This window comes from Variovorax jilinensis, assembly GCF_030316885.1.
Lineage (GTDB): Bacteria > Pseudomonadota > Gammaproteobacteria > Burkholderiales > Burkholderiaceae_C > Variovorax > Variovorax jilinensis.
Genome location: NZ_JASZYQ010000006.1, coordinates 153041 through 171809, shown reverse-complemented (window position 1 = coordinate 171809; position 18769 = coordinate 153041). Strand labels below are relative to the sequence as shown.

At 67.9% G+C, this 18769-nt stretch carries 17 protein-coding genes; 12 read left to right on the top strand and 5 right to left on the bottom strand.

Going from position 1 to position 18769, the window contains the following annotated elements; translation table 11 throughout:
* Positions 1-11 precede the first annotated feature (11 nt).
* The 10 genes from putA to QTH87_RS21090 all read left to right on the top strand — a co-directional run bounded on the left by putA (position 12) and on the right by QTH87_RS21090 (position 11450).
* Entirely contained in the window at positions 12-3797 is a 3786-nt protein-coding gene (putA, locus tag QTH87_RS21135) for a trifunctional transcriptional regulator/proline dehydrogenase/L-glutamate gamma-semialdehyde dehydrogenase (protein WP_286612027.1), read from the top strand.
* Between the two features lie 80 nt (positions 3798-3877).
* Complete coding sequence (locus tag QTH87_RS21130; protein ID WP_286612026.1) at positions 3878-4666, top strand: SDR family NAD(P)-dependent oxidoreductase; 789 nt, start codon at positions 3878-3880, stop codon at positions 4664-4666.
* Positions 4667-4744: 78 nt separating this feature from the next.
* Positions 4745-5833: a carboxymuconolactone decarboxylase family protein gene (locus tag QTH87_RS21125; protein ID WP_286612025.1), complete on the top strand. Its 1089-nt coding sequence runs from the start codon at positions 4745-4747 to the stop codon at positions 5831-5833.
* Positions 5830-6615, top strand: coding sequence for an adenylate/guanylate cyclase domain-containing protein (locus tag QTH87_RS21120; RefSeq protein ID WP_286612024.1), 786 nt, complete (start codon positions 5830-5832; stop codon positions 6613-6615). Before QTH87_RS21125 ends, QTH87_RS21120 begins: the two co-directional genes overlap by 4 nt.
* Before the next feature lie 135 nt (positions 6616-6750).
* Positions 6751-8025 carry a phospholipase D-like domain-containing protein gene (locus QTH87_RS21115; RefSeq protein WP_286612023.1) on the top strand — a complete coding sequence of 425 codons (1275 nt, stop codon included), beginning with the start codon at positions 6751-6753 and terminating at the stop codon, positions 8023-8025.
* A 47-nt stretch (positions 8026-8072) separates the two neighbouring features.
* On the top strand, positions 8073-8957 hold the full coding sequence (locus QTH87_RS21110) for an oxygenase MpaB family protein (protein WP_286612022.1): 885 nt from the start codon (positions 8073-8075) through the stop codon (positions 8955-8957).
* A gap of 73 nt (positions 8958-9030) precedes the next feature.
* A complete protein-coding gene (locus QTH87_RS21105; protein WP_286612021.1) occupies positions 9031-9852 on the top strand; it encodes a MipA/OmpV family protein in 822 nt (273 codons plus the stop codon).
* 242 nt (positions 9853-10094) lie between these two features.
* The gene (locus tag QTH87_RS21100) at positions 10095-10589 is read left to right on the top strand and encodes a hemerythrin domain-containing protein (RefSeq protein ID WP_286612020.1); all 495 of its coding nucleotides are present in this window, start codon (positions 10095-10097) and stop codon (positions 10587-10589) included.
* Positions 10590-10596: 7 nt separating this feature from the next.
* Positions 10597-11136: a DUF1003 domain-containing protein gene (locus tag QTH87_RS21095; RefSeq protein ID WP_286612019.1), complete on the top strand. Its 540-nt coding sequence runs from the start codon at positions 10597-10599 to the stop codon at positions 11134-11136.
* 23 nt (positions 11137-11159) lie between these two features.
* A complete protein-coding gene (locus QTH87_RS21090) occupies positions 11160-11450 on the top strand; it encodes a YciI family protein (RefSeq protein ID WP_286612018.1) in 291 nt (96 codons plus the stop codon).
* A 16-nt stretch (positions 11451-11466) separates the two neighbouring features.
* Here QTH87_RS21090 and ligD read toward each other — a convergent pair whose 3' ends face one another.
* The 4 genes from ligD to QTH87_RS21070 all read right to left on the bottom strand — a co-directional run bounded on the left by ligD (position 11467) and on the right by QTH87_RS21070 (position 17333).
* The gene (gene ligD / locus QTH87_RS21085) at positions 11467-14043 is read right to left on the bottom strand and encodes a DNA ligase D (protein ID WP_286612017.1); all 2577 of its coding nucleotides are present in this window, start codon (positions 14041-14043) and stop codon (positions 11467-11469) included.
* 281 nt (positions 14044-14324) lie between these two features.
* Complete coding sequence (locus tag QTH87_RS21080) at positions 14325-14501, bottom strand: DUF3606 domain-containing protein (RefSeq protein WP_286612016.1); 177 nt, start codon at positions 14499-14501, stop codon at positions 14325-14327.
* A 49-nt stretch (positions 14502-14550) separates the two neighbouring features.
* Positions 14551-15753 carry an OmpA family protein gene (locus QTH87_RS21075; RefSeq protein WP_286612015.1) on the bottom strand — a complete coding sequence of 401 codons (1203 nt, stop codon included), beginning with the start codon at positions 15751-15753 and terminating at the stop codon, positions 14551-14553.
* Complete coding sequence (locus tag QTH87_RS21070; RefSeq protein WP_444812824.1) at positions 15744-17333, bottom strand: protein kinase domain-containing protein; 1590 nt, start codon at positions 17331-17333, stop codon at positions 15744-15746. Before QTH87_RS21070 ends, QTH87_RS21075 begins: the two co-directional genes overlap by 10 nt.
* A 187-nt stretch (positions 17334-17520) precedes the next feature.
* Here QTH87_RS21070 and QTH87_RS21065 point away from each other — a divergent pair, with 187 nt between their 5' ends.
* Both QTH87_RS21065 and QTH87_RS21060 read left to right on the top strand, forming a co-directional pair.
* Positions 17521-17943, top strand: a complete 423-nt coding sequence (locus QTH87_RS21065; protein ID WP_286612013.1) for a hypothetical protein — start codon at positions 17521-17523, stop codon at positions 17941-17943.
* A gap of 95 nt (positions 17944-18038) precedes the next feature.
* Complete coding sequence (locus tag QTH87_RS21060) at positions 18039-18500, top strand: hypothetical protein (RefSeq protein ID WP_286612012.1); 462 nt, start codon at positions 18039-18041, stop codon at positions 18498-18500.
* On the opposite strand, the gene QTH87_RS26195 is transcribed toward QTH87_RS21060, so the two are convergent.
* Positions 18438-18695 carry a DUF3253 domain-containing protein gene (locus tag QTH87_RS26195; RefSeq protein ID WP_353506157.1) on the bottom strand — a complete coding sequence of 86 codons (258 nt, stop codon included), beginning with the start codon at positions 18693-18695 and terminating at the stop codon, positions 18438-18440. The two genes, QTH87_RS21060 and QTH87_RS26195, sit on opposite strands and share 63 nt — an antisense overlap.
* Positions 18696-18769 lie beyond the last annotated feature (74 nt).

The following is an 18769-nucleotide window of genomic DNA, read 5'->3' as shown; positions in this document are numbered from 1 at the left end:
GAAGGCCCGCCATGAGCTCCGAATATTCCGCCACTGCCGCAAGCAGCCCGTCGATCCCGTTTGCGGATGGACTGGGCGGCATGCCAAGCGACCTGCGCGCATCGATCACCGCAGCCTGGCGCCGTCCAGAGCCGGAGGCCGTGCCGCCTCTGCTGCAAGGCGCGCGCCTGCCCCCCGGCATGGCTGCGGCGGCCCAGGCACTCGCACACCGGCTCGCCACCCGGCTTCGCGAGCGCAAGGGTGCCGGTGGCCGTGCCGGCCTGGTGCAGGGACTGCTGCAGGAGTACGCGTTGTCGTCGCAGGAGGGCGTCGCGCTGATGTGCCTCGCCGAGGCGCTGCTGCGCATTCCCGACACCGCCACGCGCGATGCCCTCATCCGCGACAAGATCGCCGATGGGCACTGGCAGGCGCATGCGGGCCACAGCCCTTCGGTGTTCGTCAACGCCGCCACCTGGGGGCTGCTGCTGACGGGCAAGCTGGTCGCGACGCATAGCGAGGCCGGGCTGACGAGCACCCTGACCCGCCTGATCGGAAAGGGCGGCGAGCCCCTGATCCGCAAGGGCGTCGACATGGCGATGCGGATGATGGGCGAGCAGTTCGTGACCGGCGAGACGATCGAGCAGGCGCTCGCGCATGCGCGTGCGCTGGAGGGCGAGGGCTTTCGCTATTCCTACGACATGCTGGGCGAGGCGGCACTGACCGCGCACGATGCGCGGCGCTATCGCGCGTCGTACGAACAGGCCATCCACGCGATCGGCCGCGCATCGGCCGGCCGCGGCGTCTACGAAGGCCCCGGAATCTCGATCAAGCTGTCGGCCCTGCACCCGCGCTACAGCCGGGCCCAGCATGCGCGCGTGATGGACGAGCTGTACCCGGTGCTGCGCGACCTCACGCTGCTCGCCCGACGCCACGACATCGGCCTCAACATCGATGCGGAAGAGGCCGATCGGCTGGAGCTCTCGCTTGACCTGCTCGAGCGCCTGTGCTTCGAGCCGGCACTGGCCGGGTGGAACGGCATCGGCTTCGTCATCCAGGCCTACCAGAAGCGCTGCCCCTTCGTGATCGATCACGTGGTCGACCTGGGCCGTCGCAGCGGGCACCGCCTGATGGTCCGGCTCGTGAAGGGCGCCTACTGGGACAGCGAGATCAAGCGGGCCCAGGTCGACGGGCTCGAGGGCTATCCGGTCTTCACGCGCAAGGCCTACACCGACGTCTCGTACCTGGCGTGTGCCCGCCAGCTGCTGGCGGCGCCCGATGCGGTCTATCCCCAGTTCGCAACCCACAACGCCCACACGCTCGCCGCCATCCACGAGATGGCGGGCCCCGCCCAGTACCAGCCCGGCCAGTACGAGTTCCAGTGCCTGCACGGCATGGGCGAGCCGCTGTACGAGCAGGTGGTCGGCGACATCCGCAAGGGCGGGCTGGGCCGGCCCTGCCGCATCTACGCACCGGTCGGGACGCACGAGACCCTGCTCGCCTACCTGGTGCGCCGCCTGCTCGAGAACGGCGCCAACACCTCCTTCGTCAACCGCATCGCCGATCCGGGCATCGCGATCGATGCGCTGGTGGAAGACCCGGTCGCCACCGTCGAGCGCATGGGCGCGAGCGAGGGCGCGATCGGGCTGCCGCATCCCGCGGTACCGCTGCCCGGCGCGTTGTACGGCACGGCGCGCCGCAATTCGAGCGGACTGGACCTGTCGAACGACGACCGCCTGCGTGCGCTCGAGACGCAGCTGCGCGCCAGTGCCGCCGAGGCGTGGGTGGCCTGTCCGATGCTGGCAGAGGGGGCCGACGAAGGCATCGACGCGCCGACCGAGCCGGTGCGCAATCCCGCCGACCTCGGCGATGTGGTCGGCCAGGTGCGGCAGGCGACGCTCGCCGAAGTCGACGCGGCCATCGCGGCCGCGCAGCGCTTCGCGCCGACCTGGGCCGCCGAAACGCCCGCCGCCCGCGCCGACCGGCTCGAGCGTGCCGCCGACCTGCTGCAGGGTGCAATGCCGCGCCTGCTCGGCCTGTTGTCCCGCGAAGCCGGCAAGACGCATGCGAACGGCATCGCGGAGGTGCGCGAGGCGGTCGACTTCCTGCGCTTCTATGCAGCGCAGGCTCGAACCGATTTCACCGTCGAGTCCCATCGGCCGCTGGGGCCGGTGGTCTGCATCAGCCCGTGGAACTTCCCGCTGGCGATCTTCGTGGGGCAGCTCGCGGCCGCGCTGGCGGCCGGCAACCCGGTGCTCGCCAAGCCTGCGGAACAGACGCCGCTGATCGCGGCCGAGGCGGTGCGTCTGCTGTGGCAGGCCGGCGTGCCGCGCGCTGCGCTTCAACTGCTGCCGGGCCGGGGCGAGACGACAGGCGCAGCGCTGGTCGGCGATGCGCGCGTGCAGGGCGTGATGTTCACGGGCTCGACCGAGGTCGCGCGCATCCTGCAAGGGACGCTGGCCGCGCGCCTCGGCAGCGGCGGCCGACCGGTGCCGCTGATTGCGGAGACCGGCGGGCAGAACGCGATGATCGTGGACTCGTCCGCACTGGTCGAGCAGGTCGTGGCCGACGTGATGGCATCGGCCTTCGACAGCGCGGGGCAGCGCTGCTCGGCCTTGCGGCTGCTCTGCGTGCAGGAAGAGGTGGCCGACCGGCTGCTCGAGATGCTCAAGGGTGCCATGGCGGAAAGCCGCATCGGCAATCCCGCCACGCTGGCCGTGGACGTGGGGCCCGTGATCGATGCCGAGGCGCGCGACGGCATCGAGCGTCACATCGCCGACATGCAGCGCCTGGGCCGCCAGGTGTACCGGCAGGCGCGCGAAGTCGACCGTGCGACGGCCTCGGGCACCTTCGTCGTGCCCGCCCTCATCGAACTGCAGGGGATCTCGGACCTGAAGCGCGAGGTATTCGGTCCGGTGCTGCATGTGGTGCGATTCCGGCGTCGCGATCTCGGTGCACTCATCGGCCAGATCAACGGCACCGGCTACGGCCTGACCCTGGGCGTGCACACCCGCATCGACGAGACCATCGCGCAGGTGATCGACGAAGCCCGGGCCGGCAATGTCTATGTCAATCGCAACATCGTGGGCGCCGTGGTCGGGGTCCAGCCCTTCGGCGGCGAAGGGCTGTCGGGCACCGGCCCCAAGGCGGGTGGGCCGCTCTACATGTACCGCCTGCTGGCATCGCGTCCCGACGACGTCATGGCGCGCGCGCATTCGGCGGCCGATCCCGGCGACACCGATCCGGGCGCAAATCGCGCCATCGCGCTGCCCGAGCCGCTGATCGCACTGCAGGCCTGGGCTCGGCGCAGCGGCCGCGACACGCTTGCCCGGCACTGCGCAAATCTCGCAAGCCTGTCGCGCAGCGGGCAGGCCCGCACGCTGGCCGGGCCGACCGGCGAGCGCAACGTCTACGCCCTGCGGCCTCGCGAAGCCGTGCTCTGCCTGGCCGAAAGCGAGGCCGATCGGCTGCTCCAGCTCGCGGCAGTGCTGGCGGTCGGGAGCACCGCCGTCTGGGTGGCCGATACCAAGGGCGCGGAACTGATCGCCTCCTTGCCACCGGAAGTCGGGCAGCGCATCGCCAGCGCCCGTGACTGGCGCGCGGCCACCGTCGTCTTCGATGCCGTGCTCTTTCACGGCGATGCGCCGGCGTTGATCGAGGTCGACCTGGCGCTGGCAAGACGCGCCGGCCCGATCGTCGGCGTGCGGGCCATGGTGCCGGGCGAGACGGGCATTCCGCTGGAGAGCCTGGTGATCGAACGCGCATCGAGCGTGAACACGGCCGCGGCCGGCGGCAACGCGAGCCTGATGACGATCGGCTGAGCCCCGCGTCTCCACGACCGGCGCGCGCCTGTGCCACAGTGGCGGCTGCGCCCGGATTCCCCGGGTCACGTGGAGCGGACATGGATCTTCAATTGGCGGGCAAGCACGTGCTCGTGACCGGTGGCAGCCGTGGCATCGGCCTGGCCTGCGCGCGCGAATTCCTGCGCGAAGGCGCCCGGGTGAGCCTGGTGGGTCGAACGGCTGCGAACGTCGACGCAGCGATCGCGCAGCTCGGCGGCGAAGGCCATGCGGCACTCGGTCACACGGCGGATCTCGGCGATGCGACGGCGGCGCAGGCGATGGTGGACGCGGTGCAGGCCGCCGCGGGACCGATCGACGTGCTGGTCAACTCGGCCGGCGCAGCGCGGCGCACGCCCTTCGGCGAACTGCAGCCGCAGGCCTGGCAGGACGCGATGCAGGCCAAGTTCTTCACCTACATCAACGTCATGGACCCGGTGATCAAGCGCATGGGCGAGCGGGGTACGGGCGCGATCGTCAACGTCATCGGCATGGGCGGCAAGGTCGCAACCACGACCCACCTGGCCGGAGGCGCCGCCAATGCGGCCCTGATGCTGGCCACCGCGGGCCTGGCTGCCGCCTACGGTCCGCGCGGCGTGCGCGTGAACGCGGTCAATCCCGCACTGACGCTGACCGACCGCATGGCCGAGGGCCTGGCGGCGGAGGCTCGCCTGCGCGGCATCGGCGCGGACGAGGTGCTGCGCGATGCGCAGTCGCGCATGCCGCTGGGGCGGCTGGCCACGCCGGAGGACATCGCGCGGGCCGTGGTCTTCCTGGGCTCGCCGGGCGCGGCCTACATCTCGGGCGCCGTCGTTTCGATGGATGGCGCCGCGCTGCCGATGGTGGTCTGAGTCCGAGCCGGGCGTGCCGGCGGAGCAGGCGGCACAATGCCGGCGGAGAACGGAGCGTCCGTTCTCCTTGGAGGGCCCATGGCGTCTTTGCTGAACGAGATCCACTGGAGCGAACCGGTGCTGCCGGCCGCGCGGGACGCGGCGTGGGAGGCCGAGCTCAAGCGCCGCGGCGCGCAGGTGCTCGAGACCGACCGTCGCATCGCAGCGAGCGGCTGGCTGCGCGAGGCCGCCTACGAAGCCACGAACTACGTGCCGGCCGCACTGTCCGAGCGGCTGCACCGCATCGGCAGCATGGTGACGGCGCAGGAGAATTCGTGCCGCTACTGCTACGGCGCGAACCGTGCGTTCATGAAGGTGCTCGGCTATTCCGAATCCTTCATCCAGGAGGTCGAGCGCGATGTGCAGACCGCCGAGCTGGATGCCAAGGAGCGGGCCTACGTCGCCTTCTGCCGCAACCTCGCGCGGTCGCGTCCACGCCCGGCGGCGGCCGAGCGTTCGGCGCTGCTCGCGCTCGGCTACACGCCTGCCGAGATCGGCGAGATCGCCTTTGCAATCTCGTTCGGATGCTTCTTCAACCGGGTCAGCACGCTGCTGGCCTGTCCGCCCGAAGAGAAGTTCGAGCGCATGGCCAATGGCCGCTTTCGCTGGCTGCTGGCGCTCGCGATGCCCGTGATGAAGAGGCTGGCGCCCAGGCGCCCCGCGGAAGCGCCGCTCGGCGCCGCCACGCTGGCCGCCGGGCCCTTCGGTGTCGTGGTGGTGCCGCTCGCCGGCTTGCGGGCGGCCACGGTCATGAAGGCGGCGCTCGACGGCGCCTTCGACTCGGCGGTGCTGAGCCGCAGCGCCAAGGCGCTGATGTTCGCGGTGGTCGCGCGCACGCTGGGCTGTCCGCACAGCGAGCCTGCGGCATGGCAGCTCCTGCAAGGCGAGGGGCTGAGTCCGGAGGAGATCGAGAGCGCCATCGCGACCCTGCACTGCCCGCGCCTGCCGCAGCGCGAAGCGGGCCTGCTGGCCTGGGCGCGCGACACGGTCTACTACGAACCTTCGACGATCCAGCAGAAGACCCGCGTGCTCGGCGCCGAGCTCGGCGACCACCGGGCGCTGCTCGAGGCCATCGGCGTCGCGTCGCTGGCCAACGCCACGGTGCGCCTGGCGATGCTGCTCGAATGACGGCGACGCGCTGGGTCGCCGCCGCGATCGGAGCTCTCGTCGTCCTGCTCCTCGTGGCCCTGGTGCTGCGCGGTCGGCGCGAGAACGACAAGCTCGAACGCCTGCTGATGGTTGCCGACGACAGGCTCGAGCACCTGCAGGGCCAGTTCGAGCGCTTCGTGCCTTCCGACGTCGTCGAGCGGCTCACCGGCGCCGGCGACCCCTTCGCGCCGGAGCGGCGCCAGGTCACGATGCTGTTCGCCGACCTGCGCGGTTTCACGGCCCTGTGCGACCGCCTCGATCCCGCCGTCACGGTGAAGCTGCTCAACGATTACTTCCGGCACATGACTGCGGCGATCGCGCGGCACCACGGCCACGTCACCGAGTTCGTGGGCGATGGCCTGCTGGCGCTGTTCGGCGCCCTGGAGTCCAACCCCTGGCAGGGTCGCGATGCCGTGCTGGCCGCGCTCGAGATGCGCTCCGAACTGGCGCGCTACAACGCCGAGTTGCGCGACAGGGGCCTGCCCGAGTTGCGCTTCGGTATCGGCATCCATGGCGGCGAGGTGGTGGCCGGCGTGATAGGCACTCCCGGCCTGTCGAAGTTCAGCGTGACGGGCGATCCGATCAACGTCGCCTCGCGGGTCGAGGGCTTGACCAGCAAGTTCGAGGTCGACCTGCTGATCACCGAGGACATCCGCCGCACGCTCGACGACCGGTTCCGGCTACGGGCCATGCCGCCGACGATGGTGAAGGGCAAGGCAGAGGCGATCCAGACCTACTACGTGGAAGGCGGGATCGCGTAGCGCGAGGGTATCGGGCGGAGCCGCTCCGGCTGCCTACACCACGTGGCGTGCATCGCCGACGTCTGGCGGAGCGCGGGGGGCGCATGCTGCCGCATGATTTTCCAACCGGGACGGGACTAGCCCATGGCGTCGGCAATGCGACGTCGAATCAAGACGATCGCGTGGACCTTCGTGCTCACGCTGGCAGCGACGCTGCTGGCGTTGAACCTCACGAGCGGCGAGAAGAAGCTCGACGAGCAGATCAAGCGCGAATACACGCTCCACGACCCGCAGTACCAGCGTGCGCTCGGCGTCATGCTCGGGCCGCCGATCACCGAGGGCAACCGCTTCAAGGCGCTCTACAACGGCGACCAGATCTTCCCGCCGATGCTCGACGCCATCCGGGGCGCGCAGCAGAGCATCACCTTCGAGACCTACATCTACTGGTCGGGCGACATCGGACAGGCCTTTGCCGATGCGCTCGCCGAAAGGGCGCGAGCGGGCGTCAAGGTGCATGTGCTGCTCGACTGGCTGGGCAGCGCCAAGGTGGACGAGGGCTTCATCCGCGAGATGGAGCGCGCCGGCGTCGAGATCCGCAAGTTCCACAAGCCCGACTGGTACGACATCGCGCGCATGAACAACCGCACGCACCGCAAGCTGCTGGTCGTCGACGGCCGGATCGGTTTCACGGGCGGTGTCGGCATCGCGCCGGCGTGGACCGGCGACGCGCAGGACGCTGAGCACTGGCGCGATTCGCACTTCCAGGTGGAAGGCCCGGTGGTCGCGCAGATGCAGGCGGTCTTCATGGACAACTGGGTGAAGGTCGCGGGCGACGTGCTGCACGGGGCGCGCTACTTCCCGGCGCTGGCCCCGGTCGGCGACGGCCGGGCCCAGATGTTCAGCAGCTCGCCGTCGGGCGGCAGCGAGAGCATGCACCTCATGTACCTGCTGTCGATCGCGGCCGCGACGCGGACCATCGACCTGTCGAGCGCCTACTTCGTCCCCGACGACCTGACCGTCGGCGCGCTGGTGGCGGCGCTGCAACGGGGTGTGCGCGTGCGCATCATCACCCCCGGCCCGATCATCGATTCCAAGACCGTGCGCAGCGCCTCGCGTGCCGCCTGGGGGCCGTTGCTCGAGGCGGGTGCGCAGATCAGCGAATACCAGCCCACGATGTTCCACTGCAAGGTGTTCACGGTGGACGGACTGCTGGTGTCAGTGGGGTCGACCAATTTCGACAACCGGTCGTTCCGGCTCAACGACGAGGCCAATCTCAACATCTACGACGAGGCATTCGCCAAGGCACAGACGGTGCAGTTCGAACGTGACCTGCAACAGTCGCGGCGTCTCACGCTGGAAGCATGGAAGGAGCGACCCTTGCGCGAAAAGGTCATCGAACGGGTGGCGGCCCTGCTGTCGGACCAGCTCTAGGCATGGACGGATCGCCCGAGGGTTGGATCGCGCGCATGGCAAATGGCATGGCGCGTCAGTTGCTGCATCCGCCGGGTTCGATGCCGGTGGACTTCACATCGCCGGCTGGTGAACCGGCACTGTCGTCGCCCGACTCGATCGCGTGGCAGGTCTTCAAGAACCCGGTGGCCATGTTCGTCGGCGGGGTGGCGGCCGTGATCCTCGAACTGGCGGAGCCGCGCGTGCGCACCGGCGTCTGGGAGCACTCCAGCTTTCGCACGCAGCCGATGCAGCGGCTTCAGCGCACGGGGCTGGCTGCCATGGTCACCGTCTACGGCGCGCAGAGCGTCGCCGAGAAGATGATCGCGTCGGTCGTGCGCCGTCACGATCGCGTCACCGGACTCACCCCCACGGGCGAGGCCTACGGTGCCAACGACGTCGAGTTGCTGAACTGGGTGCAGGCGACGGCAGCGTTCGGCTTCGGACAGGCCTATCACGCCTATGTGCGGCCGCTCGCGACCGGCGAATTCGACCGGCTCTACCGCGAGGGCGCACCGGCGGCGCGGCTCTATGGCGCCATGGGCGCACCGACTTCCGAGGCCGAGATGCGGCGTCTGTTCGACGACATGCGCGGCCGGCTGGAGGCGTCGGACATCGTCTTCGAGTTCCTGGACATCATGCGCTACGCGCCGGTGCTTCCCGCGGCGTTGCGACCCGCTCAACGACTGCTGATTCGCGCCGCCGTGGAGATCACCCCTGCCTGGGTGCGCGAGCGGCTGGGCCTTTCGCGCGCCGATGGCCTGGGCCATGCCGGAAAGGCAGTCGTGCGCTGGGCCGGACGAATGGGAGAGCGCATCGTCCTTCGTGACAGTCCGGCGGTGCAGTCGTGCCTGCGACTTTCACTGCCGCACGACTACCTGTACCGGCGTAGCGAATCGACTTCCAGGCCATGAGGGCACGCGTGGCGCAGCCGCTTCCGATGGGAGAATGCGCGACATCCACTCCAGACGAACCCGGAACACACGCATGACTCATCTTCGCAAACCCTGTGCGCTGGTCGCAGTTGTCGCAGCAACCTTGGGCGCCACGCTCGCAGTGAAGGATGCATCGGCCCAGGTGCTGATCGATCAGGTGGTGGAGGACAGCTGGCGATTCACCGCCGGCCTGGGCGTCTTCAGTCGTCCCAAGTATCCAGGCAGCGGCGATACCGACGTGGTGGCGCTGCCACTCGTCAGCGCCAATTTCGGGCGCTACTTCATCGGCGGCACTCCGGGCGCCGGGCTTCCGTTCGGCGTGGGCGCCACGCTCTTCCAGAACGAGAACTGGCGTGCCGGCGTGGCGCTGGGTGGAGAACTCAGCAAGCCGCGGTCCGCGTCCGATGCGCGGATCCTTGCGGGCTGGGGCGACATTCCGGCCACGGCGCTCGGCAGTGCGTTCGCTGCCTATTCGATCGACTGGCTGACTCTCCGTGGCTTCGTCGTGACCGACATCGGCGGCAAGGACCAGGGCACCCGGGTCGCGTTCGACATCGAAGGCAAGTACAGGTTCGACGAGAAGCTCACGTTCACCGCCGGGCCCGGCGTGACCTGGGCCGATGGCAAGTACAGCCAGACCTTCTTCGGGGTCAACGGCGTCCAGAGCTTCGTCTCCGGATTGGCGCCTTACGCCGCGGGCAGCGGCGTCAATACCGTCCGCTTCTCCATCGGTGCCCAGTACCGGTTGAATGCGCAATGGGGATTGGGTGCAAGCGTCACGGCGGCCTGGCTGCAGGGCGACGCAAAGGACAGCCCGATCACCGAGAAGAAGTCGCAGAACACCTACGGGCTCTTCGCGTCGTACAGCTTCTGATTTCGCCGCAAGGCTGAGGCGGCTTGCGTCGACGCCGGTGGACGCACAGACCCCGGCGCGTGCACCTGCGTGGCGAACCGGCCGCTTTCGAGGCGCCGGGGATGTGCCAGGCTGATCCGAGGCGACGCCACTTTTTGAAAGCGTAAGCGACTTCTCGGCACCGGAAGCGCCGGCATCCTACGTCTGCGGTTTTTTCCGCCTTCCATGATCGAGGCTCCCCACGCAACACCATGGAGCCCACGATGCCCACCACCAAACGTACCGCGCCCGATGCATGCAGCCTGCTGGATGCGGATCACCGAAAGGTGAAAAAGATGTTCGGCGACTACGAGACATTGACGAAGTCGAAGTCCGCCAGTGCCCCGCAGAGGAAGCGCGATCTCGCCAACGAGATCTGCATGGAGCTCACGGTGCATGCGCAGATCGAGGAAGAGATCTTTTATCCGGCGCTGCGCGAAACGATCAAGGCTACCGATCTGCTCGACGAGGCCGAGGTCGAGCATGGCACGGTGAAGGATCTGATCGCTCAGCTGGAAGGCGCCAGCGAGGTCGATGACATGTTCGATGCCAAGGTCAAGGTGCTGGGCGAGTACATCGACCACCACGTCAAGGAGGAGCGCAACGAGATCTTCGTCAAGGCTCGTGCGGCGCGCGGGCTCGACCTGATGGGCATGCGCGAGCAGCTGGCGGCGCGCAAGGCCGAACTCATGGAAGAGCTGACAGGTGCGGTCGCCTGAGGAGACGGTGAAACCCTCGGGCGCTCCAGGGCGCCCAGGGCGCACGCCCACCATCGAGGCGCTGACCGAGCGCAACATCGAGTCCATCCTGTGTCTCGAAGACAAGGAGCGTGCCGCAAAGCCCGCGCTGTACAAGATGGTGTCGACAGTGGCGGCCTTCTGCGGCACGGTGACGTTCCTTTGGGCCAATCTCGCGGTGTTCGCGGTGTGGATTGCAGTGAACGAATCTCTGGTCAAGTTCGACCCCTATCCGTTCACATTCCTGTTGTTCCTGGTCTCGTTGGAGGCCATTTTTCTGTCCATCCTCATTCTCATCAGCCAGAACATGGCTGCCGAGGAAAGCGAGCGGCGACACCACCTCGACCTTCAGATCAATCTGCTGAACGAGCGCGAGATGACGGCGATGCTGCGGCTGATGACCCACGTCGCGACCAGACTCGGTGTTGAAGCGGAGGCGCAGCGCGAGGTCCGCAGCCTGACCGAGGACACGGACCCCGGCTCGGTCCTGCACCAGATCGTGCGCGCGGAGTCGGCGCACGATCGTTGAAGCGAGCCTGGAGGCGACATCGAATGTTCATCGTCACGCTGTCCTATCTCCGGCCACTCGAGGAGCTCGATGCACTCATGCCGGAGCACGTTGCCTGGTTGAAGAAGCACTACAAGAGCGGCCTTTTCATAGCCTCCGGACGGCAGGTGCCGCGAAAGGGTGGCGTCATCCTGGCTCGCTCCGGCGATCGGAAGGCACTCGAGACCTTGCTGAAGCAGGACCCCTTCATCGAGAGCGATTGCGCAAGCGCCGAGATCGTCGAGTTCACGCCGAGCATGACAGCGCACGGCGCCGAAGTATTGAAGGCACTCTAGCAAAGGCGAGAACTGCCTACGCCTTTGGCGAAAAGCCGATCGCCCTCATCGCAGCCGCCAACGGCTGCCGTGCCGCCCAGTACCCATCCCACGGATCTGCCGTCTGAAATGAAAGATGCTCGCGCGCCGTGGCAATCGTCCATTGCGCCCCGCTCTTGAGCTTCGCGAGGTCGTCCCAACTCACTGGCATCGAGACGCCCAGGCCGGGGCGCGAGCGCGCCGAGAAGGCGGCTGCCGTCGTCGCGCCATGCCCATTGCGCAGATAGTCGACGAACAGCTTGCCCACCCGGTTCGAAGGCCCGCTCTTCGAGACGAAGCGTGCCGGGATCGTGCGCGCGAGGTGCTGCACCACGGCCTGAGAGAAACCCTTCACCGTCTCGTAGTCGAAGCGCTGCGCAAGCGGCACGACGACGTGCAGGCCCTTGCCTCCGCTGGTCTTCAGCCAGGCCTCGAGGCCCAGCTCCGACAGCAGCGTTCGGACCAGCATGGCCGCCTCCTGGACGTGCTGCCAGGACGTGCCTTCGCCAGGGTCGAGATCGAAGATCATGCGGTCCGGCTTGTCGATGCTCCGGGCGGTGGAATTCCAGGTGTGGAACTCGATGACGTTCATCTGCGCCGCGGAGGCGAGCGCCTGCGGGGTCCCTACCTCGAGCAACGCCCCGTGGCCGGGCCACAGCTTCGCGTCGAGTTCCTTGATGCCCGGTATGCTGATCTTCTCGTCGTGCTTCTGGAAGAAAAGCTCACCGGTGACGCCGGTCGGGCCCCTCACGAGCGAACAGGGCCTGCCCTTCAGGTGCGGCAGGATCCATTCGGCGACTGATTCGTAGTACCGCACCAGGTCGAGCTTCGTTGCGCCTGTGCTCGGATCGATCACGCGATCCGCGTTGCTGACCTTGATGGCACCGATGGCGGCCTTGCCAGCCGTCCTGACCGGGCCTGCACCCTCGGCGAGAGTCTTGGCGGTCTCGCGCACGATGGTGCGGGCCGGCTTGTCGCTTCGCAAAGCCACATAGCTCGCATGCCGGATCTGGCCGTCGGGCGTCCATTCGGCGAAGGCGACCTCGGCGACCAGACGCGGCTCGACCCAGCGCTCGCTGCCCACTGCGCGCTTGGACCATCGGCCCGGCTTGGCGGCGCCCGCGGCGAATGGCGGCTTGGTGACTTCGAGCTTGGCGAGCTTGCGCTTCAACTGTTTAGCCTCTTCGGCGTCCCACCCAGTGCCGACGCTGCCGACCGACAGCAGCTTGCCATCGGCATCGTGCACGCCGAGCAGCAGGCTGCCCACTTCCGCAGTGCTGCCCGTTCGATCGGTGTAGCCCGCGACCACGAACTCCTGCCGCTGCTGGCACTTGAGCTTGAGCCAGGTCTCGGTGCGCCGCGAGGCATAGGGCGCGTCGGCGCGCTTGGCGATCACGCCCTCGAGGTTCATGCGGCAGGCCGAACTCAGCACCGAGGCAGCATCGGCCTCGAAGGCTGCGCTGAAGCGCACATGGTCGGTGGCCTTCTCGTCGAGCAATGCCTGCAGCAGCTGGCGGCGTGATGCAAGAGGCGCGTCGCGCAGGTCGTAGCCTTCGAAGTAGGGAAGGTCGAACACGAAGTACACGATCTGCGCGTTGCCGGCGCCGCGGTCGAAGGCCTTCTGCAATGCATTGAAGCTCGGCAGGCCGTGCTCGTCCAGCACGACGATCTCGCCGTCGAGCCAGGCTGACTCGAGGCCCATGCCTTCGAGTTCTCTCACCAGGCCGGGCATCCTGGCCGACCAGTCGTGGCCGCCCCGCGTGACCAGCGACGCCTTGCCGCCATCGATGCGGGTCATGATGCGGTAGCCATCGAACTTGATCTCGTAGACCCATTGGCCGGCCGAGGGCACGCCCGTGGCAAGCGTGGCCAGCTGGGGGCTGATCTTCGCGGGCAGCGGTGCCTTCACGGCGCCTGCGACGCCGTCGTCGGCATTGCCGGGCGAGCCGTCTTTCCTGTCTGCGGCCTTGCGCGTGGGTGGCTTGGATTTCCGCGCGGGCTCCGCGCGCAGCGGCTTGGCGATCACGCTGTCGGGCAGGGCGGTCACGACGTCGTAGTCGACCTTCGGTCGAGCGAAGGCATCACGCTTCTTGAAAAGAATCCACGGCTCCTGCTTCTCGCCGCCCTTGGCGATTTTCACGAGCTCCCACAGGCCCGCGAGCTTCTGACCCTGCAGGTTGAAGAGCAGCTTGCCCTTCTGCAGACCCTCGCGCGGATCGCCGACCGGTTCCCACGTGCCGTTGTCCCAGACGATGACCGTGCCTGCGCCGTACTGCTTGGACGGGATGGTGCCCTCGAAGGAGCCATAGGACAGGGGGTGATCTTCGACGCGGATCGCCATGCGCTTGTCGGCGGGGTCGAAGCTCGGTCCCTTCGGCACGGCCCAGGAGAGCAGCACGCCGTCCAGCTCGAGGCGGAAGTCGTAGTGCAGGCGACTGGCTGCGTGCTTCTGGACGACGAACAACGGCGCCTGGCCCTTGGCCCGACTGCGCTCTCCTCGCGGTTCCGAGGTGACCGCGAAGTCGCGCTTGGACCAGTACCTGTCCAGCGGGTCGGGGCGGGTTCCTTGGGCCATGCGGCAATTTACGGGTCGTGACGAACCCTGTCGAGTCGGCAGCGGCCCGTCATGTCCGCGTGTCAGCCTGTCCGGACCTGGCCTGGCAGTGCCCGAGCAGCAGCGCGTCTCAGCGGCTTCCTGGGTCCAAGGCGGGAAATGATCGGCACCGCCTGTTCGCCGTCCGCCGGCTCATTGCCGAGGGAAGCCATGCCGCGGGAGAACGCCTGGCAGGCGCGGTCGAACTCGGCGATCGCCTGCAGATACTCCCGCCGCGCTGCCCTCGAGCTCATGACACGACGCTAAGACTTCTTGAGGTACACGCGCACGGCTTCGGCGCTGTTGCCGACGGCCTTGACCGCCTCCTTGAGCTGCTCGGCGGTGCAGCCGAGCGATCGGGTCCAGCTCTGGACCTCGTGCGGCTCGTTCAGCGCGATCAGCTTCCGGTCGAGGCCTGTCTTCTTGGGATCGTCTGCCATTTTCTTGACTCCTGTGTCGTTGAAAAGAAGGATCGGCGGTGCAGAGCCATCAGCTCTTGCCTCCACCCGGTAGCGTGCCGCACTCGACGATTCCGAATTCCACTCGCCGGTCGAGTGCGTCCACCACGTCGTCCGTGCCGGTGCCCACCAGGTTCTGCCGCGAGCCCAGTCCACTGGCCTTCGTACGGTCCGCCAGGCCCGGGGACTCTGCCACCAGCCGTTGGCGGATGTATTGCGCGCGTCGGAGCGACAGCGAGTCGTTGATTTCCTCGGTGCCCGTCCGGCTCGAATGACCGACGACCTCCATGCAGACGCGCGCGCCCGTGCCTTGTCGCGCAATCTGGCGCAGCCACAGGCGGTAGGCATTGGTCACCTTCGGATCGGACCAGAACTCCGTGCTGCCTGGGTTGAACAGGAACTTCACGCCGAGCTGCCTGTTCGCGATGCCGAATGCGACGACGCGGCCAAAGGCTTCCTCGGCCTCTGCGGTCTGGCCGAGCTTGAAGGTCGTCAGGTAGATGCCGTTGAGCACGCGGATCTGGTCACCGCCAGGTGCGGCGGCCGCGCGTCGGTAGAGGACGAGAGCCTCGCGATAGCGCCCGGCGTTATACAGCAGGGTGGCATCGTTCACCACGGTTGCCGTCGAGATGCGCGCCAGGTAACCGGCGTCGGCCCGCGTGCCGCGCGCGCCGCTGCTGGTGCGCACCAGGCCCTCTACGGCCTCGTCCCTCAGCAGCACGGGGCTGTCCCGGTAGTAGGCCAGTGGGGTCATGTCCACCTCGTCCTTGCGCGCCAACGCCGACGTCTGGGCTGCGATCCTGCCGTCCTTCAAGTCGACCAGCGCAAGGTTGATGCGGACGCCAGCCTCCTCTCGGGCCAATGTCCCGGCAAGCAGGAAGTCTGCACGCGAGAGATTGGCTGCCTGGAAGGGCTGGACTTGCATGCCATCCCCCGTCGCTGCGATGCGAGCGGCGACGGTCCGGTCCATGCGCTGAGTGCCGGCCGATTGCTGGCCGCTGGAAGCATCGATTGACGGATCGGCAACGATCACACGCGCGGAACCCGCTTGCACAAGGCCTCTGGCCTGACCGAGCAGGGCATCCGTGGCTCGGACGACTGCCTGATCGAAAGGCTCGACCTCGGCGCTTCGTTGAGGCGTCGCGCACCCGGTCAGTGCGATGGCAAGCAGTGCGCCGAAGAGACAGTAGAGGTGGTGGAATGGACGGGCAGGCGCACGGCGAGCTACTTGCATCGGGTCTTCTGGAATTCGGCTTCCTCGGGATTGAGGGCCTCAAGAGAAGACTTCAAAACGAGGTCGCTGCATCTAGGCGGCCTGCTCGATGCGATGTAGGACGGGGTGGCGGCACCCCCCTCGGAAAGTGTGCGGTTTTTCTCGGAAACTAGCTCGGCCGACTGCTCCGTGGCAGCCGCGACCGGCCTTGGCGACGGTGGCGGCTTGCGTGGCGCGACCTTGGCGCTGTACGCCGTAGCAGGTGCTGCAGGGGGCGTGGACGCGACCACGGGAGGCGGCGCCACGACCTCGACCCGTGCGGGAGTTTCGACCGCCGTGCTTGCCGGCGTTGCAGGCGGGAGGGCCGGGGCGGTCTGCATGGCTGCAGCCGGATTCTGCGGAACATCCTGTTCGCGACCGTTCATCCACGCGGCCAGCGCGAGCGCTGCCAGCAAGCCGATCGCCGCCACCGCCGAGCGGCGCGCCTTTCGGCCGCCATGCGGTGCTGTGACATGCACGGCGCTGGCCCGCGGCGTCGCTTGCGCAATGGGGCTCAGCATGGCCCGGAATGCGGACACATCCTGCGGACGGGACTCCGGCCGCACCGCCAACGCGCTGTCGATGGCATGGAGAAAGGCGCCGCTGTACTGAGCGGCGTGCGTCTGCGAGAGTGGCTGCACCGAGTCCTTGACGATTCGAACCACCGAGGCGATCGGCGGCCTCCCTGCGATCGCGAAATAGAGCACGCTCGCGAGAGCGTACAAATCGGTCCACGGGCCTTGCAGCATGGTGCCGCCGTACTGTTCGATCGGTGCGAAGCCGGGCTTGAGCATGGTGGTCAGCACCTGCGTCCGATCGTTGATCACATGCCGGGCGGCGCCGAAGTCGAGCAGCAGCGGGCCGCCCGCGGTGAGCAGGATGTTATCGGGAGAGATGTCGCGGTGATAGCAGTTCTCGCCATGCATCACGTCGAGCGCATCGAGCAGCGGATGCAGCCATTCGAGCAGCAAGGCCTCGGGCGGGGGCGAGCCCAGGTGCGCGAGTGCCGTCTTGAGTGTCGGCCCCTCGTAGTAGGGCATTGCCATGTAGGCCGTGCCGTTCGCCGTCCAGTAGCGCAGCACCTTGACCAGCGCCGGATGATCGAAGCGAGCCAGAAGACGGGCTTCGTTGACGAAGCTCTTGAGGCCGGCTGCGAAGGTCTCGCGGTGCTCGTCCGAAAGCATCGACACGTCGAGCGAGACGCTGCCTCGGACAGCCAGCGACGCCGGCATGTATTCCTTGATGGCGACCTGCCGCTCGAGGGCAGGGTCCCAGGCCAGGTACACGATGCCGAAGCCGCCTTCGCCGATCTGGCGCAGGATGCGGAAGCCTTCGATCTCGGTGCCCTCGGGCAGGGCACGCGGGCCGCCGCCGCGGGAGAACGGGGCTTGCGCCTCGCGCTCTTCGGCGGATTGATGAACCCGCTCGTAGCGGATGGTGGCCTGCGTGGCCAACGCTTCGTCAGCCGGCGTTTCGGCACCGGGCAGCGCGGTGACGCATTGCATGCAGAACCTGGCGGCTGGGCGATTCGCCGTGCCACAGGCAGGACAAATTGCCGCCATCGACTGCTTGCTCCTTGAAATTCATTTGGGGCCGAGGACCCGACCGGATGAGTCTGGCACGCCTGGAACTCCATGCCCGCGCGCCGGCAGAGCTTAGTCGGGCGCGACGTGAAGGAATGCGCGCAATGCGGGACGGTCCGGTGCGGCCGGCGCTGCGGCAGCTTTCGCAACCGCAACAATGGCGGACATGCACGACCCACGATACTCAACGACGCTCGAACGTCCTCTTGCTTCGCCCGAGACCCGGCGGGGACTCGAGCGCGCGCTCAACGAACTGGACCGAATCCTCGGTTGCGTCTCGGACCGCGCCGAAGTGCCCTACTACGGTCCGACGCTCCTGGCCTCGATGAGCGAGAAGGACCAGTCGATGGCGCTGCATGCGGAACAGGCGCGCTACGACCAGAATCCCGAAGACTCGGCCGTCCACTTCTGCATCACCTCCGCCATTGCGCTGCTGGAGGTGAGCCAGGCGCTGCTCAATCAGGCGAGCGACCCGACCCCGCAGGAGCAGCAGCGGCAATGGGCCACGCTGGTCGCCTATACCAAGACGGCGGGCCGCTCGGCCTACCGCGCCGCGTCCATCCTCACGGACCATACGCCCTTGGTCTGAACTCCGGGTGCGCGCGTCATGCTGTAGGCGTCGTCTGGCCGTCGCTCACGTTGTCTCCTGAGGGCGGGCCCCAGCGCAGGCGCCGATAGTCCGCCATGATCATTGAAATGCTCAAGCGCGTGCAAGGCTGGTTTCTGGGCGAGCGTCCATCACCGTCGGATGCACCCAGGCGGCGCGCGACTGCCGATTTGTACAAGCCGGATGCCGGCGTCCCGTCGAATGGCGGCCGTGGGGAGGCGGGCACCGCAGGTCCGTCACGATCGCTCGAGGAACTCAGGGCGGATCTGGCGCGCCTGCGAGCCTCTTCCAAGGAACGTCACGCCCCCGTGCCCGTCGAGCGCTCGCTCAGCTTCGACGAGTCGGTCTTCGCCGATTTCCAAGCGCCGGCGACGCCGCACCGGGGTGTCTCCGACGACTACCCCAAGACGGTATTGGCGGTGCGGCCGAAACCCGCCCCGGGTCGGTTCGAGCCCCCGCGCGATGGTGACGCGCAGTCAACGGGCATCCGGTCGCCGCAGCCGGACAGGGCCGCCGCCCGCCGTCGCGTCGACGACTGAACTCCCACGCGTCACTTTCAGCAAGCCGTCGCGCGCAAGGGACGCCGCCACTCTTCTGACTCGCGGCATCAAGGCCCTCCAGGCCTGCTCGTCAGTTGCAAGAGCACGTGCGACGTCCGAGGGGCAGATCGACGCTGCAAGGTCGCGCGCGTCGAGCAGGGCCCAGATGGCCTTGACGATGGTGGCATCTGTCATTCCTTCATTTTGATCGTTGCAAGGGGCGCGCGAATCTACCTCCCTGCAGCGGGGCCATGTCCCACACGCAACAG

Bases quoted from the DNA above. Each gene is read 5' to 3' on its own strand.
- putA (WP_286612027.1), top strand. From the start codon at position 12: ATGAGCTCCGAATATTCCGCCACTGCCGCAAGCAGCCCGTCGATCCCG.
- QTH87_RS21130 (WP_286612026.1), top strand. From the start codon at position 3,878: ATGGATCTTCAATTGGCGGGCAAGCACGTGCTCGTGACCGGTGGCAGC.
- QTH87_RS21125 (WP_286612025.1), top strand. From the start codon at position 4,745: ATGGCGTCTTTGCTGAACGAGATCCACTGGAGCGAACCGGTGCTGCCG.
- QTH87_RS21120 (WP_286612024.1), top strand. From the start codon at position 5,830: ATGACGGCGACGCGCTGGGTCGCCGCCGCGATCGGAGCTCTCGTCGTC.
- QTH87_RS21115 (WP_286612023.1), top strand. From the start codon at position 6,751: ATGCGACGTCGAATCAAGACGATCGCGTGGACCTTCGTGCTCACGCTG.
- QTH87_RS21110 (WP_286612022.1), top strand. From the start codon at position 8,073: ATGGCGCGTCAGTTGCTGCATCCGCCGGGTTCGATGCCGGTGGACTTC.
- QTH87_RS21105 (WP_286612021.1), top strand. From the start codon at position 9,031: ATGACTCATCTTCGCAAACCCTGTGCGCTGGTCGCAGTTGTCGCAGCA.
- QTH87_RS21100 (WP_286612020.1), top strand. From the start codon at position 10,095: ATGCCCACCACCAAACGTACCGCGCCCGATGCATGCAGCCTGCTGGAT.
- QTH87_RS21090 (WP_286612018.1), top strand. From the start codon at position 11,160: ATGTTCATCGTCACGCTGTCCTATCTCCGGCCACTCGAGGAGCTCGAT.
- ligD (WP_286612017.1), bottom strand. From the start codon at position 14,043: ATGGCCCAAGGAACCCGCCCCGACCCGCTGGACAGGTACTGGTCCAAG.
- QTH87_RS21080 (WP_286612016.1), bottom strand. From the start codon at position 14,501: ATGGCAGACGATCCCAAGAAGACAGGCCTCGACCGGAAGCTGATCGCG.
- QTH87_RS21075 (WP_286612015.1), bottom strand. From the start codon at position 15,753: ATGCAAGTAGCTCGCCGTGCGCCTGCCCGTCCATTCCACCACCTCTAC.
- QTH87_RS21070 (WP_444812824.1), bottom strand. From the start codon at position 17,333: ATGGCGGCAATTTGTCCTGCCTGTGGCACGGCGAATCGCCCAGCCGCC.
- QTH87_RS21065 (WP_286612013.1), top strand. From the start codon at position 17,521: ATGCACGACCCACGATACTCAACGACGCTCGAACGTCCTCTTGCTTCG.
- QTH87_RS21060 (WP_286612012.1), top strand. From the start codon at position 18,039: ATGATCATTGAAATGCTCAAGCGCGTGCAAGGCTGGTTTCTGGGCGAG.
- QTH87_RS26195 (WP_353506157.1), bottom strand. From the start codon at position 18,695: ATGACAGATGCCACCATCGTCAAGGCCATCTGGGCCCTGCTCGACGCG.